14 protein-coding genes are annotated in these 12965 nt (G+C 60.0%); 6 read left to right on the top strand and 8 right to left on the bottom strand.

The window, feature by feature from the left end; all coding sequences use genetic code 11:
* Window position 1: 1 nt before the first annotated feature.
* From trmL to cpxR, 3 genes are read right to left on the bottom strand one after another with little or no spacing between them, the layout of a single operon-like run.
* On the bottom strand, window positions 2–475 hold the full coding sequence (gene trmL / locus EDY99_RS20810) for a tRNA (uridine(34)/cytosine(34)/5-carboxymethylaminomethyluridine(34)-2'-O)-methyltransferase TrmL (protein WP_033645205.1): 474 nt from the start codon (window positions 473–475) through the stop codon (window positions 2–4).
* 43 nt (window positions 476–518) lie between these two features.
* Entirely contained in the window at window positions 519–1913 is a 1395-nt protein-coding gene (gene cpxA / locus EDY99_RS20805; protein WP_015379421.1) for an envelope stress sensor histidine kinase CpxA, read from the bottom strand.
* Complete coding sequence (gene cpxR, locus EDY99_RS20800) at window positions 1910–2608, bottom strand: envelope stress response regulator transcription factor CpxR (protein WP_004931124.1); 699 nt, start codon at window positions 2606–2608, stop codon at window positions 1910–1912. Before cpxR ends, cpxA begins: the two co-directional genes overlap by 4 nt.
* Before the next feature lie 148 nt (window positions 2609–2756).
* Here cpxR and cpxP point away from each other — a divergent pair, with 148 nt between their 5' ends.
* The 4 genes from cpxP to EDY99_RS20780 all read left to right on the top strand — a co-directional run bounded on the left by cpxP (window position 2757) and on the right by EDY99_RS20780 (window position 6637).
* Window positions 2757–3236, top strand: coding sequence for a cell-envelope stress modulator CpxP (cpxP, locus tag EDY99_RS20795; protein ID WP_004931122.1), 480 nt, complete (start codon window positions 2757–2759; stop codon window positions 3234–3236).
* Window positions 3237–3367: 131 nt separating this feature from the next.
* A complete protein-coding gene (fieF, locus tag EDY99_RS20790; protein ID WP_033631333.1) occupies window positions 3368–4270 on the top strand; it encodes a CDF family cation-efflux transporter FieF in 903 nt (300 codons plus the stop codon).
* Between the two features lie 231 nt (window positions 4271–4501).
* Window positions 4502–5464, top strand: coding sequence for a 6-phosphofructokinase (gene pfkA / locus EDY99_RS20785; protein WP_004931116.1), 963 nt, complete (start codon window positions 4502–4504; stop codon window positions 5462–5464).
* Between the two features lie 183 nt (window positions 5465–5647).
* Window positions 5648–6637: a sulfate ABC transporter substrate-binding protein gene (locus EDY99_RS20780; protein WP_033645235.1), complete on the top strand. Its 990-nt coding sequence runs from the start codon at window positions 5648–5650 to the stop codon at window positions 6635–6637.
* A 65-nt stretch (window positions 6638–6702) separates the two neighbouring features.
* Here EDY99_RS20780 and tpiA read toward each other — a convergent pair whose 3' ends face one another.
* Both tpiA and EDY99_RS20770 read right to left on the bottom strand, forming a co-directional pair.
* The gene (tpiA, locus tag EDY99_RS20775) at window positions 6703–7470 is read right to left on the bottom strand and encodes a triose-phosphate isomerase (protein ID WP_033652212.1); all 768 of its coding nucleotides are present in this window, start codon (window positions 7468–7470) and stop codon (window positions 6703–6705) included.
* Between the two features lie 127 nt (window positions 7471–7597).
* Window positions 7598–8182 carry a DUF1454 family protein gene (locus EDY99_RS20770; protein WP_033652211.1) on the bottom strand — a complete coding sequence of 195 codons (585 nt, stop codon included), beginning with the start codon at window positions 8180–8182 and terminating at the stop codon, window positions 7598–7600.
* A gap of 199 nt (window positions 8183–8381) precedes the next feature.
* Here EDY99_RS20770 and EDY99_RS20765 point away from each other — a divergent pair, with 199 nt between their 5' ends.
* Window positions 8382–8801 carry a DUF805 domain-containing protein gene (locus tag EDY99_RS20765; protein ID WP_016929710.1) on the top strand — a complete coding sequence of 140 codons (420 nt, stop codon included), beginning with the start codon at window positions 8382–8384 and terminating at the stop codon, window positions 8799–8801.
* 11 nt (window positions 8802–8812) lie between these two features.
* Here EDY99_RS20765 and fpr read toward each other — a convergent pair whose 3' ends face one another.
* Window positions 8813–9559, bottom strand: a complete 747-nt coding sequence (gene fpr, locus EDY99_RS20760) for a ferredoxin--NADP(+) reductase (RefSeq protein WP_033645208.1) — start codon at window positions 9557–9559, stop codon at window positions 8813–8815.
* 3 nt (window positions 9560–9562) lie between these two features.
* Window positions 9563–10174 (bottom strand): metalloregulator ArsR/SmtB family transcription factor, encoded by a 612-nt coding sequence (locus EDY99_RS20755; RefSeq protein WP_123062042.1) that lies wholly within the window; start codon window positions 10172–10174, stop codon window positions 9563–9565.
* 298 nt (window positions 10175–10472) lie between these two features.
* Between EDY99_RS20755 and emrD the strand changes: the two genes are divergently transcribed.
* Window positions 10473–11657 (top strand): multidrug efflux MFS transporter EmrD, encoded by a 1185-nt coding sequence (emrD, locus tag EDY99_RS20750; RefSeq protein ID WP_033645209.1) that lies wholly within the window; start codon window positions 10473–10475, stop codon window positions 11655–11657.
* Window positions 11658–11849: 192 nt separating this feature from the next.
* Here emrD and glpX read toward each other — a convergent pair whose 3' ends face one another.
* Entirely contained in the window at window positions 11850–12860 is a 1011-nt protein-coding gene (gene glpX, locus EDY99_RS20745; protein WP_033645210.1) for a class II fructose-bisphosphatase, read from the bottom strand.
* Window positions 12861–12965 lie beyond the last annotated feature (105 nt).

Below are 12965 nucleotides of genomic sequence, written 5' to 3'. Positions count from 1 at the left end.
ATTACGCCTTGATCAGCGCGCCGGCATAGTCCAACTGCCGCCAGGCTTCATAAACCACCACCGCGACGGCATTCGACAGGTTCATGCTGCGGCTTTGCGCCTGCATCGGGATGCGGATTTTTTGCTGCGCGGGCAGTGCATCGAGGATGTCGGCGGGCAACCCGCGCGTTTCCGGGCCGAACAGCAGGTAGTCGCCGGCCTGATAGCTGACGGCGCTGTGCGCCGGCGTGCCTTTGGTCGTGAGAGCAAACAGCCGTTGCGGATCCTCGGCGGCGAGAAAAGCGGCGTAGTCGGCATGACGGTGGACGCGGGTGAACTCATGGTAATCCAGCCCGGCGCGGCGCAGACGCTTGTCGTCCCACGGAAAACCCAGCGGTTCGATCAGATGCAGATTAAAGCCGGTATTGGCGCACAGGCGGATGATATTGCCGGTATTGGGTGGAATCTCGGGTTCAAATAAAACGATGTTCAGCATGTTGCAGGCCCCTCGTGAACGAGGGGCGCAGGATAGCAAACTCTTACTGTTCTGTCTTAGACGATAGGCGTTGATGATGCAGCGGCAGCCACAGCACCAGCCGCAGGCCGCCGAGCGGGCTGTCTTCGGCCTTCACCCAGCCGCGATGCTGATTGACCGCCGCCTCGACGATCGCCAGACCAAGGCCGGTGCCGCCGGACTCACGGTCGCGCGCCTCATCGGTGCGGTAGAACGGGCGGAAAATCTGCTCGCGATCTTCGGCGCTGACGCCGGGGCCGTCGTCGTCAACCTGGATGGTCACGCCCTGATTGTCGGCGCTGAACGCCACGGCGATGCGGGTGTGCGAATAACGCAGGGCGTTGCGCACGATGTTTTCCAACGCGCTGTCCAGCGCGCTCGCGTTGCCGAACAGCGTCCACGGGCCGGGCGGCGCAGCGATCTCCAGCTGCTTGCCCATCTGTTCCGCTTCGAAACGGGCGTTGTCCAGCACGTCGGCCCACAGTTCGTTGGCCTTCAACTGCTCGCGCGCCAGCTCGCCCTTCTGCTGCCCGCGCGACAGCGCCAGCAGATCGTTGATCATCGAATCCAGCCGCTGCGCTTCGGTTTCGATGCGCGCCAGTTCGTGGCCTTCGCCGTGGCGGCGGCGCATCAGCGCGGTGGCCAACTGCAGGCGAGTCAGCGGCGTGCGCAGCTCGTGCGAGATGTCCGAGATCAGCCGCTGCTGCGCGTTCATCATGCGCTCCAGCGCGCTGACCATTTGGTTGAAGCTGGCACCGGTAGCCAGGAACTCCTGCGGACCGGCCTCCAGCTCCGGATGCTGCTTCAGGTTGCCGCGCGCCACGTCATCGGCGGCGTTCTTCAGCTTGCGCGCCGGCTTCGCCAGGCTCCAGGCCAGCCACAGCAGCAGCGGGGCGCTGATCAGCATGGTGACGATCAGCAGCAGCAGCGGCCGGTCGAACATCAGGTTGATGAAATCGGATTGCGGGCTGTTGGCGGGACGGATCAGGTACAGCTGGTAGTTGTCTTCGCCGTCGCGCACCGCGAACGGCCCGACCAGCTCGACGCGGCCGTATTTTTTCTTCTTCGGATGATCCGAGTTATCGGATTGGCCGATGAAGTTGCGGACGATCTGCATTTCGTTGCGCTGCGCGCCGATCACCCGGCCTTCGCTGGTGACCAGCAGCAGGCGTTGGCCCGGCGGTGCCCATTTGTCGATGGCGCGGAACAGGCGGCGCCACCACATCAGATCGTTGGCCGGATCGTTTTGCAGCTCGGCCTCGACGTGCTGTTCCAGCATCAACCCCTGCCGCTGCTCGCTGTCGAGCAGCGAGGTCATTTGGCGGGAGTCGAGCTTGGGCACCATCAGCACCAGCATTAGCACCAGGGCTAACGTGAACCAGAAAATGGCGAAGATGCGTGCCGTCAAACTGTTGATCATGTTGCAGATACCATCAAATAACCACGCCCGCGCAGGGTTTTGAACCACGGATGCCCGTCTTTGCGATCCGGCAGCTTACGCCGCAGGTTGGAGATGTGCATGTCGATAGCGCGATCGAACGGAGTCAGGCGTTTGCCCAGCACTTCCTGGCTCAGCAGTTCGCGCGACACCACCTGGCCGAGATGCTGCGCCAGCAGATACAGCAGGGTGAACTCGGTGCCGGTCAGATCCAGCACCTGGCCGTCGAAGCTGGCCTCCTGGCGGCCGGGGTTCAGCTGCAGGCCATCGACATCCAGCGTCGGGGCGCCGCTGTCGACCTGTTGCTGCTGTTCGCTCCAGTTAGAACGGCGCAGAATGGCGCGAATGCGCGCGACCAGCTCGCGATCGTTGAAGGGTTTCGGCAGGTAATCATCGGCGCCCAGCTCCAGGCCCAGCACGCGGTCCAGCTCGCTGCCGCGCGCGGTCAGCATGATGACCGGCGTTTGGTGATGTTGGCGCAGTTCTTTCAGCGTATCGATGCCGTTTTTCTTCGGCATCATGATGTCGAGCAGCAGCAGATCGACGGAGCTGTCCAGCAGCGACAACGCCTGCTCGCCATCGTGCGCGACGACGATATTAAAACCTTCCATTTCAAGCAGTTCTTTTAACAGCGAGGTCAACTCGCGGTCGTCGTCAACTAACAGAATCTTGTTCATTATGATTTACCTCCAGACGCAAAATACGTCATCAACTGTTGCCATTCCATGACTTTACGTAGTTTTACATGCACTGACGCAGGTTTTCAGGTGTGGCGGTACACTGCTCCTCGTTGATTCGCAAAGTGAGAAAGCTTGAGGAGTTGAAATGCGTAAGGTGACCGCATTAGTTATGGCATCACTGCTGGCAATTGGTTCGACCGCTGCCTTCGCTGCCGACACTATACCGGACACAGCCCAACCTCCCGGCAACGACGCGATGACCCGAATACCCGGCCAGCACCATATGTTCGACGGTGTCAGCCTCAGCGAACAGCAGCGCCAGCAAATGCGCGATTTGATGCGCCAGGCCCGGCACGATCTGCCTGGTGTCAATGTAGCTGAAATGGAAGCCATGCATAAACTGGTGACCGCAGAGAAATTTGACGAAGCCGCCGTGTACGCCCAGGCGGAAAAGATGGCCCAACAGCAGGTCAAGCGCCAGGTCGAAATGGCCCGGGTGCGCAACCAAATGTATAACCTGCTGACGCCAGAGCAAAAAAGTGTTTTAGACCAGAAACATCAGCAGCGCATGCAGCAGATGGAGCAACAAATTTCTGGTTTGCAGCAAGCTTCTGCCCAGAAGTGAAGTACGACTGAGTAGTCCCCTGTTTTTCCTTGCCATAGACACCATCCCTGTCTTCCCCGCCATGATGGCGGGGTTTTTTTTATCCGACATTTCGCTATATTGAGCGCCACACCTTTTGGCCGGGACCCCTTATGGAACAGCGCTATGCACGCCTGGTAAAGTCCGCCGCGTTGGCCGCAACCGCGCTGGCGTCGTCGCTGCTGTTGATTAAAATCGTCGCCTGGTACCACACCGGTTCGGTCAGCCTGTTGGCGGCGCTGGTGGATTCGTTGGTCGATATCGCCGCCTCGCTGACCAACCTTCTGGTGGTGCGCTATTCGCTACAGCCGGCCGATGCCGAGCACACCTTCGGCCACGGCAAAGCGGAATCTCTGGCGGCGCTGGCGCAAAGCATGTTTATTTCCGGCTCCGCCCTGTTTTTGTTCCTCACCGGCTTCCAGCACCTGTATGCGCCGCAAACGCTGCGCGATCCCGGCGTCGGGGTCGTGGTGACGGTGATCGCGTTGGTCAGCACGCTGATTCTGGTCACCTATCAACGCTGGGTGGTCAGAAAAACGCGCAGTCAGGCCGTACGCGCAGATATGCTGCATTATCAGTCAGATGTCATGATGAATGGTGCTATTCTTATCGCTCTTGGGCTAAGCTGGTACGGCTTCCAACGGGCGGATGCGTTGTTCGCGCTGGGCATCGGCGTTTACATCCTCTATAGCGCGTTGCGCATGGGCTATGAAGCGGTGCAGTCGCTGTTGGATCGGGCGTTGCCGGATGACGAGCGCCAGGCGATTATCGCCGTGGTTTCCTCCTGGCCCGGCGTGAAAGGCGCACACGATCTGCGCACGCGTCAGTCGGGGCCGACGCGTTTCATCCAGCTGCATCTGGAGATGGAGGACACGCTGCCGCTGCGCGAGGCGCACCGGTTGGCCGATCAGGTGGAACAAGCCCTGCGGCAACGTTTTGCGGGGGCGGACGTCATCATTCACCTGGATCCGTGCTCCGTGGTGCCGCCGGGTAGGCAGGGGCATTGGGAGCTATAATCATATAGAGGCATAGCGCAACGTATTATCATGAATATCTGAGTTAGCTCAGCGTGCCATGCGGTGTTTTAACCGTTATATTGCGTGACTTGAATCAATTCAGCTGGGTGTTTTTGATATAATATCCAGCAATAAGCCGTAAAGCTGGTTTTCTGCAGCCGGAGAGGTTTCAAGACGATCGGCGGAGACAGAATTCTTAAGAAATTGCATCTACACAGTTCAGAGGTAGTCATGATCAAGAAAATCGGTGTACTGACGAGCGGCGGTGATTCGCCGGGTATGAACGCTGCAATCCGCGGCGTTGTGCGTTCTGCGCTTTCAGAAGGTCTGGAAGTTTTTGGTATTTACGATGGCTACCTTGGCTTGTACGAAGATCGCATGGAGCAGCTGGACCGCTATAGCGTGTCCGACATGATCAATCGCGGCGGCACCTTCCTCGGCTCTGCCCGCTTCCCGGAATTCAGGGATGAAAACGTGCGCGCCAAGGCGATTGAAAACCTGAAGAATCGCGGTATCGACGCGCTGGTGGTGATCGGCGGCGACGGTTCCTACATGGGCGCCAAACGCCTGACGGAAGAAGGCTTCCCGTGCATCGGCCTGCCAGGCACCATCGATAACGATGTCGCCGGTACCGACTACACCATCGGTTACTTCACCGCGCTGGAAACCGTGGTGGAAGCGATCGACCGCCTGCGCGATACCTCCTCGTCGCACCAGCGCATCTCTATCGTGGAAGTGATGGGCCGTTACTGCGGCGATCTGACGCTGGCGGCGGCGATTGCCGGCGGCTGCGAATTCATCGTGCTGCCTGAAATCGAATTTAATCGCGAAGATCTGGTGTGCGAAATCAAGGCCGGTATCGCCAAGGGCAAAAAGCACGCCATCGTAGCGATAACCGAGCACATCTGCGACATCGATGAGTTGGCGCGCCACATCGAGCAGGAAACCAAGCGTGAAACCCGCGCTACCGTGCTGGGCCACATTCAACGCGGCGGTTCACCGGTCGCCTATGACCGCATCCTGGCCTCGCGCATGGGCGCCTACGCCATCGAACTGCTGCTGCAGGGTTACGGCGGCCGCTGCGTCGGTATCCAGAACGAAAAGATGGTGCATCACGACATCATCGACGCGATCGAAAACATGAAGCGTCCGTTCAAGGGCGACTGGCTGGAAACGGCGAAAAAGCTGTACTGATTCGCCGCTCACCGCGCGCCGAAAGCCTCCGCTTGCGGGGGCTTTTTTATGCTCGCCGGTGACATATTCCAGAATCATCTAGCCCAAAATTTTTTATTCTTTAATTGCCGGGAAAGTTTCTGGCAGGCTCTGATGCTAAATCAACCGATTGAGGTTGCGTTAATTTTCTGGGAGAGCCTGTCGATGCGTAAATGGGGTGTAGGTCTGACATTGGTGCTGTTGGCGTCCGGCGCCATGGCGAAGGATATTCAGTTGCTGAACGTGTCATACGATCCGACGCGTGAGTTCTATCAGGCTTACAACACGGCATTCAGCAAGCACTACCAGGCGGAAACCGGCGACAAGGTGACGGTGCGTCAGTCGCACGGCGGCTCCGGCAAACAGGCGACTTCGGTGATCAACGGCATCGAGGCCGACGTGGTGACGCTGGCGTTGGCATATGACGTCGACGCCATCGCCGAACGCGGGCGCATTGAGAAAGACTGGATAAAACGCCTGCCGGACAACTCGGCGCCTTACACGTCGACCATCGTCTTCCTGGTGCGCAAAGGCAACCCGAAACAAATTCATGACTGGCCTGACTTGATCAAGCCGGGCGTGTCGGTGATCACCCCGAATCCGAAAACCTCCGGCGGCGCCCGCTGGAACTACCTCGCCGCCTGGGGCTACGCGTTGCATCACAACAACAACGATAAGGCCAAGGCGCAGGCGTTCGTCAAAGACCTGTACAAGAACGTAGAAGTGCTGGATTCCGGCGCGCGCGGCTCGACCAACACCTTCGTTGAGCGCGGCATCGGCGACGTGCTGATCGCCTGGGAAAACGAAGCGCTGCTGGCGGAGAAAGAGCTGGGCAAAGACAAGTTCGAGATCATCACCCCGAGCGAATCGATTCTGGCCGAACCGACGGTGTCGGTGGTGGATAAGGTGGTCGATAAACGCGGCACCCGCGACGTGGCGACCGCCTACCTGAAGTATCTGTATTCGCCGGAAGGGCAGACTATTGCGGCGCAGCACTATTATCGCCCGCGCGATGCGGCGGTGGCGGCCAAGTTCGCCGGTCAGTTCCCGCAGCTGAAGCTGTTCACCGTGGATGACACCTTCGGCGGTTGGACCGAAGCGCAGAAGGTGCACTTCGCCACCGGCGGCGTCTTCGACGAGATAAGCAAACGCTGATCCCGTTTGAGCGGCAATAAAAAACCCCGGCTTGCCGGGGTTTTTTTATGGCAAGCCTAAGACAATCAGGCTTTTTTCGCTGCGGCAGCGGCTTTGACGATCACGGCGAAAGCGTCGGCTTTCAGCGAGGCGCCGCCCACCAGCGCGCCGTCGATGTCCGGCTGGGAGAACAGCTCTGCGGCGTTCTTGTCGTTCACCGAACCGCCGTACTGGATGATGATTTCAGCGGCGACCGCGGCATCGTGTTTGGCGATGTGATCGCGGATAAATTTGTGCACGGCCTGCGCTTGCGCAGGGGTGGCGGATTTGCCGGTACCGATGGCCCAGACCGGCTCATAGGCGATCACGGTGCCTTTCATCGCCGGTGCGCCCAGCGTTTTCAGTACGGCGTCGATCTGGCGCGCACACACTTCTTCGGTTTTGCCCGCTGCGTTTTCCGCTTCGGTTTCACCGATGCACAGCACCGGGATCAGACCGGCTTCTTTCAGCACGGCGAATTTCTCGGCGATCACTTCGTCGCTTTCTTTGTGGTAGGTGCGACGCTCGGAGTGGCCGATGATGATGTATTGAGCGCCGACGTCTTTCAGCATGTTGGCGGAAACTTCACCGGTGAAGGCGCCGGACAGGTTAACGTCCACGTTCTGCGCGCCCAGCGCGATGCGGCTGCCGGCCAGCGCGTGCTTGGCCTGATCCAGATACATCACCGGCGGGGCGATGGCGACGCCACAGCCGTCAACGCTGCTCAGCTCACTGCGCAGACCGGCGATCAGTTCGTTGACCATGTGGGTGCTGCCGTTAAGCTTCCAGTTACCCATAACTAATGGATGACGCATGTTTTTTCCTCCAACTAGGGAACGCGAGAGTCGAAATGACAACTGCCGGACCGGCAGTTTACCTGCCCAACAGTATAGAGATCATTAAGCGCGAAGGCTTTGCTTTTCGTCATTAAATGCCGCGCCGTTACGGCTCGGAAAGCGCCAGCTTAATCGGTTCAACCGCGAAGGTGACCCCTTTATCGCCGTTGTCCGAGACGACATAGCGAATGGCGCCGACTTGCTGTTGGTAAAAACGCGATCCTTTGCCTTTTTCCAGCAGGCTGTTCACCTTGTTCTGACTCTGTTCCACCGTCAGCGCCGGTTCGAACTGACGCATCAGCGCCGCCATGTAGTTGATGGCGATGGTGCGCGCGGCTTTTTCTTCATTGGCCTGCTGCAGCGGCAGATGTGTGATCTGCAACGTTTTGATTTTACCGGTACCTTTCTCCAGTGCGGTGGAGGCGTACAGGTTTTCGTTAAGTTTACTGGCGGCGCGCGTCAGCAGCGGCGAATCGTCTTCGGCGGCGGGAATGGCGCGGAATTCGCCAATCGGCAGCTTCGGGTTATCGCGGTTGTACTTTTCACGGAATTTAATCACCGTCAGGTCGAACGTCGGCGCGCCGGCCAGCAGGTAAGGCGCGGTCGGTTTCGCTTCGGCGGCGGGCGGTTCGGCCCAGGCGCTGGCGGCGGCCTGCAGCAGGCAGGCGATGGCGAGGGTTTTTCTCAGCATGGCGTATGGCATCAAGGACAAAGATGGCTCCGATTAAAGCGATAACCCGCAGGCCTTGTCAAAGATCCCACGCCATTATCGGTTCGCTGACGAGAAAGCTGTGCGGCGCGCCGCGTTATGCGAGGCGGAAAACTCGGCCCGGCAGCGCCTATGTTACACTGCGGCGCAGAATATGGGCAGGCTTAGAGCGCAGGAATCGATGACGTTACAACAGTGGTGTTTTTCTTTTAAGGGCCGCATCGGGCGGCGCGACTTCTGGATCTGGATGGGGCTGTGGCTGGTGCTGATGGCGGCGGCGTTTACGCTGGCCAACTATCAGCTGATCGCCATCCAATCCATCGCTTTCTTTATCGTGGCGCTGCTGTGGCCGACGGCGGCGGTGCTGGTCAAGCGCCTGCACGATCGCAACAAGGCCGGCTGGTGGGCGCTGCTGCTGATCCTGGCGTGGATGCTGGCGGCGGGGAACTGGCAGATGCTGGCGCCGATCTGGCAATGGGGCGTCGGGCGTTTCATTCCGACGCTGATTATCGTGATGATGATGATCGATTTGGGTGCCTTCGTCGGCACGCCGGGAGACAATCGGTTCGGCCCGGAAGCCGAACCGGTGAAGTTCCGCTGATCCCCGCCGGGTTACCAGTAGTGTTCGCTGGTGATATGGCCCGGCTTGCGGCGCAGGTGCTTGCGCATCTGGCGTTGGTCTTTCAGCGTTTGCTGCGTATCTCGCACCATTTGCGGGTTGCCGCACAGCATCACGTGGCTGGTTTCGGCGTCGATGGTTAAGCCGATCGCCGCTTCCAGTCGGCCGTCCTCGATCAGCGCCGGCACGCGGCCGGTCAGTGAGCCGGGCGTCTCTTCACGGCTGACGACGGTCTGGATGCGCAGCTTGCCGTTGTAGCGTTGCTGCAGTTGCTGCATCAGCGGCAGGTAGCTCAGGTCGCGCGCAAAACGCGCGGCGTGCACCAGCACCAGGTTGTTAAAGCGCTCAAGGCCGGCGCCTTGCTGCAGAATCGATAAATAGGGGCCAATGGCGGTGCCGGTCGCCAGCATCCACAGCGTGTCGCAGTCGGGCACCTCGTCCAGCACGAAGAAGCCGGCGGCTTCTTTGGTCACCATCAGGTCCGATCCCGGCTGCAGCTGATTGAGGCGCGGGCTCAGTTTACCTTCCGGCACCGTGACCAGATAGAACTCCAGGTTGGCGTCATCGGGGGCATTGACGTAGGAGTAGGCGCGCTGCACCCGTTCACCGTCGATCTCCAGCGCCAGCTTGGCGAATTGCCCGGCGGTGAAAGGATCGATGGGGGCATTGACCACCAGGCTGAACAGCCCGTCGGTCCATTGTTTTACCTGCGTAACCTTGCCGTTTACCCATTCAGCCATACTCTAAAGCTCCCGTGGTCGAATCAAATAAGCACAATGTCGTGAGCCGGAAATGGCGTGCGCGGTGCGCTCTACCCGGTAGTCGTTGCCGAACAGCCGGTGAAACAGCTGCAGCTCGGAATTGCACAGGCTGCTGCAGTTGGAACCGGCCACGCCGATCGGACAGTGGTTTTCCACCAGCAGCGCACCGTGCGGATGATCGAGCAATTCGGCCATGTAACCGTCGTGTTGCCGCAGGCGAACCAGGCGGGTTAGCCGATCCTGATGGCTGCGCTCGGCGGACAGCTCTTCGGCATAGCGCAGATAAAGCTGCTCTTCGCGCGCGATGAGCAACGGTTCCACGCCGGCGCCGCCAAACAGCTGCAGCGCGGATTCCCGCAGTCGCTCCTGATCGTCGGCCGTGTAGGCGTGCCCCCGCTCGGTCAGCGACCAGTAGCGCGTCGGGCGGCCGACCTTGCTGCGCGCTTCTTCGTAACAAACCAGCTCACGTTTTTCCAGGAATTGCAGATGTTGTCGGATGCCCATCGGCGTGATGTCCAGACGCTCCGCCAGCATTTTGGCGGAGTGCGGGCCGAGAACCTTTAACTGCAATAAAATCAGCTCAGGTGTTTTCATGAACCAAATCCCTATGGTGTTATTTTATTTCAAGTTGATGAAAATAATTATCGATTAAATGCTAAAGCGCAGCTACTGCAAACGCGCTAATTTTTACCCCCAAAGCGTTAGACGTACAGTTTAATTTACGAGCCTGGTCGGGTTTGCTGCCAGTGTGACCTGGATCAATATTTGTCTGAAACTCGATAAAAAAATCAGATTTGATTAGCTTATGCCGCCATAGAGGGCTGCTCGCCGTTCTGGCTGCTGCAACGGCCATACCGGGACGCTGTGACGAGTTGAAACGTTAACGAAGATAATGAGAAAACTAGAGAACTTTCACCTGCTGGTGATGCTTATCCTGTTGGTCGCCGTCGGTCAGATGGCGCAAACCATTTATGTTCCCGTCATTGCTGACATCGCTCACGATCTGTCGGTGCGCACCGGCGCCGTGCAGCGGGTGATGGCGGCGTATCTGCTGACCTACGGTTTCTCCCAGCTGATTTACGGGCCGATATCGGATCGTATCGGGCGTCGTCCGGTGATCCTGACCGGCATGATGATCTTCCTGGTGGGGGCGCTGGGCGCGCTGCTGTCCACCAACCTGACGATGCTGGTCGCCGCCAGCGCCATCCAGGGCATGGGCACCGGCGTGGCGGGCGTGATGGCGCGCACCATGCCGCGCGATCTGTATGCCGGCACCGCGCTGCGCTATGCCAACAGCCTGCTGAATATGGGGATTTTGGTCAGCCCGCTGTTGGCGCCGGTGATCGGCGGCGCGCTGGCGATGGTGTTCGGCTGGCGAGCCTGTTACGCCTTCCTGCTGGCGCTGTGCGCCTGCGTCGCCTTCGCGATGTTCCGCTGGCTGCCGGAGACCCGTCCGGTCCAGACAGAAAAACGCCGCATGCTGGCCAGTTTCCGCCAGCTGTTGAGCGACAGCACCTTCAGTTGCTATCTGGTGATGCTGATCGGCGCGCTGGCGGGGATTGCGGTATTTGAAGCCAGCTGCGGCGTGTTGATGGGCGGTGTGTTGGGGCTGAGCGGCCTGACCGTCAGCATCCTGTTCATTCTGCCGATCCCGGCGGCGTTTTTCGGCGCCTGGTACGCCGGGCGCGACGGCAAGACCTTCCACACCCTGATGTGGCATTCGGTGATTAGCTGCCTGCTGGCGGGAGCGATGATGTGGATCCCGGGCTGGTTCGGCGTAATGAACATCTGGACGCTGATCGTGCCGGCTGCATTGTTCTTCTTCGGCGCCGGCATGCTGTTCCCGCTGGCGACCACCGGGGCGATGGAGCCGTTCCCTTACCTGGCCGGCGCGGCGGGCGCGTTGGTGGGCGGCATGCAGAACATGGGCTCCGGTCTGGCGACCTGGCTTTCCGCCATGCTGCCGCAAACCGGGCAGTTTAGCCTCGGCTTGCTGATGTTCGCGATGGCGGTGCTGATCCTGCTTTGCTGGTGGCCGCTGTCCAACCGGATGCAGCATCAGGGACACACCGCATAACGACAGGGCGCTTCGGCGCCCTCATACCGTTGACAAAGGGGAGAAAAAGCGTGGTTTTTCCCCCCTTTGCGGGGATCAGCCGAAAATCAATGAATTGATTTTCCTTGTTTTCTATTCGCTGCTCTCTGCCAACCCGGCAAGGGCATGAGGTTTGTCATCAATCATCAGGGCGCCCTTCGGCGCCCTGTTTCGTTACAGCAGAAACTCGTGCAGCGCCGGGTCTTTGCGATCCAGATAGTGGGTCGAACGGATACGGCGAAGGGTGCGCGACTTGCCGCGGATCAGTAACGTTTCGGTCGTGGCCATGTTGCCCTTGCGGCTGATGCCCTCCAGCAAATCGCCCTTGGTGATGCCGGTGGCGGAGAAGATGACGTTGTCGTTGCGCGCCATCTGGTCCAGGCGCAAGACCTGACCGGCCTCGATGCCCATCTCACGGCAGCGCGCCAGCTCCTGCTCGCCGAGGCGGCGGTTCTCGGGGCTGTCGCCTTTCACTTCATGGCGTGGCAGCAAACGCGCCTGCATGTCGCCGTCCAGCGCGCGGATCACCGCGGCGGAGATCACCCCTTCCGGCGCGCCGCCGATGCCGTACATCACATCGACCTCGCTTTCCGGCATGCAGGTGAGAATGGAGGCCGCCACGTCGCCGTCAGGAATGGCGAACACCCGCACGCCCAACTGCTGCATCTGCGCGATGACGCCGTCGTGGCGCGGTTTGGCCAACACGATGACCGTCAGCTGTGACAAGGGTTTGTCCAGCCGCGCGGCGACGTTCCGCAGGTTCTCCGCCAGCGGCAGATTGAGATCGATGGCGCCGCGCGCCGCCGGGCCGACCACCAGCTTCTCCATGTACATGTCCGGCGCGTGCAGGAAGGTGCCGCGATCGCCCACCGCCAAGACCGCCAGCGCGTTGGACTGGCCCATGGCGGTCATGCGGGTGCCTTCGATCGGATCGACCGCGATGTCGACCGCGTCGCCCTGGCCGCTGCCGACCTGCTCGCCGATATACAGCATCGGCGCTTCGTCGATCTCGCCTTCGCCAATCACGATGCGGCCATCGATATCCACCTTGTTGAGCATGATGCGCATGGCGTGGACCGCCGCGCCGTCGGCGGCGTTCTTGTCGCCGCGTCCCAGCCATTTGTAGCCCGCCAGCGCGGCGGCTTCGGTAACGCGGGAAAATTCGATGGCTAATTCACGTTTCATGGCAAACCTGTCTGTGAGAAAGGGAAGAAAATATCGGCAAAGTCTATCACAGCGCGGCGGGGCGGGGCGGGGCAAAAAAAAGCGCCGCCCGCAGGCAGCGCAATT

Origin of the sequence: Serratia sp. LS-1 (genome assembly GCF_003719595.1) — a bacterium.
GTDB classification, from domain to species: domain Bacteria; phylum Pseudomonadota; class Gammaproteobacteria; order Enterobacterales; family Enterobacteriaceae; genus Serratia; species Serratia ureilytica.
This window is presented reverse-complemented; position numbering and strand designations above follow the sequence as displayed.

Bases quoted from the DNA above. Each gene is read 5' to 3' on its own strand.
- glpX (WP_033645210.1), bottom strand. From the start codon at position 12,860: ATGAAACGTGAATTAGCCATCGAATTTTCCCGCGTTACCGAAGCCGCC.
- fieF (WP_033631333.1), top strand. From the start codon at position 3,368: ATGGAACAGCGCTATGCACGCCTGGTAAAGTCCGCCGCGTTGGCCGCA.
- EDY99_RS20755 (WP_123062042.1), bottom strand. From the start codon at position 10,174: ATGAAAACACCTGAGCTGATTTTATTGCAGTTAAAGGTTCTCGGCCCG.
- cpxA (WP_015379421.1), bottom strand. From the start codon at position 1,913: ATGATCAACAGTTTGACGGCACGCATCTTCGCCATTTTCTGGTTCACG.
- EDY99_RS20770 (WP_033652211.1), bottom strand. From the start codon at position 8,182: ATGCTGAGAAAAACCCTCGCCATCGCCTGCCTGCTGCAGGCCGCCGCC.
- fpr (WP_033645208.1), bottom strand. From the start codon at position 9,559: ATGGCTGAATGGGTAAACGGCAAGGTTACGCAGGTAAAACAATGGACC.
- cpxR (WP_004931124.1), bottom strand. From the start codon at position 2,608: ATGAACAAGATTCTGTTAGTTGACGACGACCGCGAGTTGACCTCGCTG.
- emrD (WP_033645209.1), top strand. From the start codon at position 10,473: ATGAGAAAACTAGAGAACTTTCACCTGCTGGTGATGCTTATCCTGTTG.
- tpiA (WP_033652212.1), bottom strand. From the start codon at position 7,470: ATGCGTCATCCATTAGTTATGGGTAACTGGAAGCTTAACGGCAGCACC.
- EDY99_RS20765 (WP_016929710.1), top strand. From the start codon at position 8,382: ATGACGTTACAACAGTGGTGTTTTTCTTTTAAGGGCCGCATCGGGCGG.
- cpxP (WP_004931122.1), top strand. From the start codon at position 2,757: ATGCGTAAGGTGACCGCATTAGTTATGGCATCACTGCTGGCAATTGGT.
- pfkA (WP_004931116.1), top strand. From the start codon at position 4,502: ATGATCAAGAAAATCGGTGTACTGACGAGCGGCGGTGATTCGCCGGGT.
- trmL (WP_033645205.1), bottom strand. From the start codon at position 475: ATGCTGAACATCGTTTTATTTGAACCCGAGATTCCACCCAATACCGGC.
- EDY99_RS20780 (WP_033645235.1), top strand. From the start codon at position 5,648: ATGCGTAAATGGGGTGTAGGTCTGACATTGGTGCTGTTGGCGTCCGGC.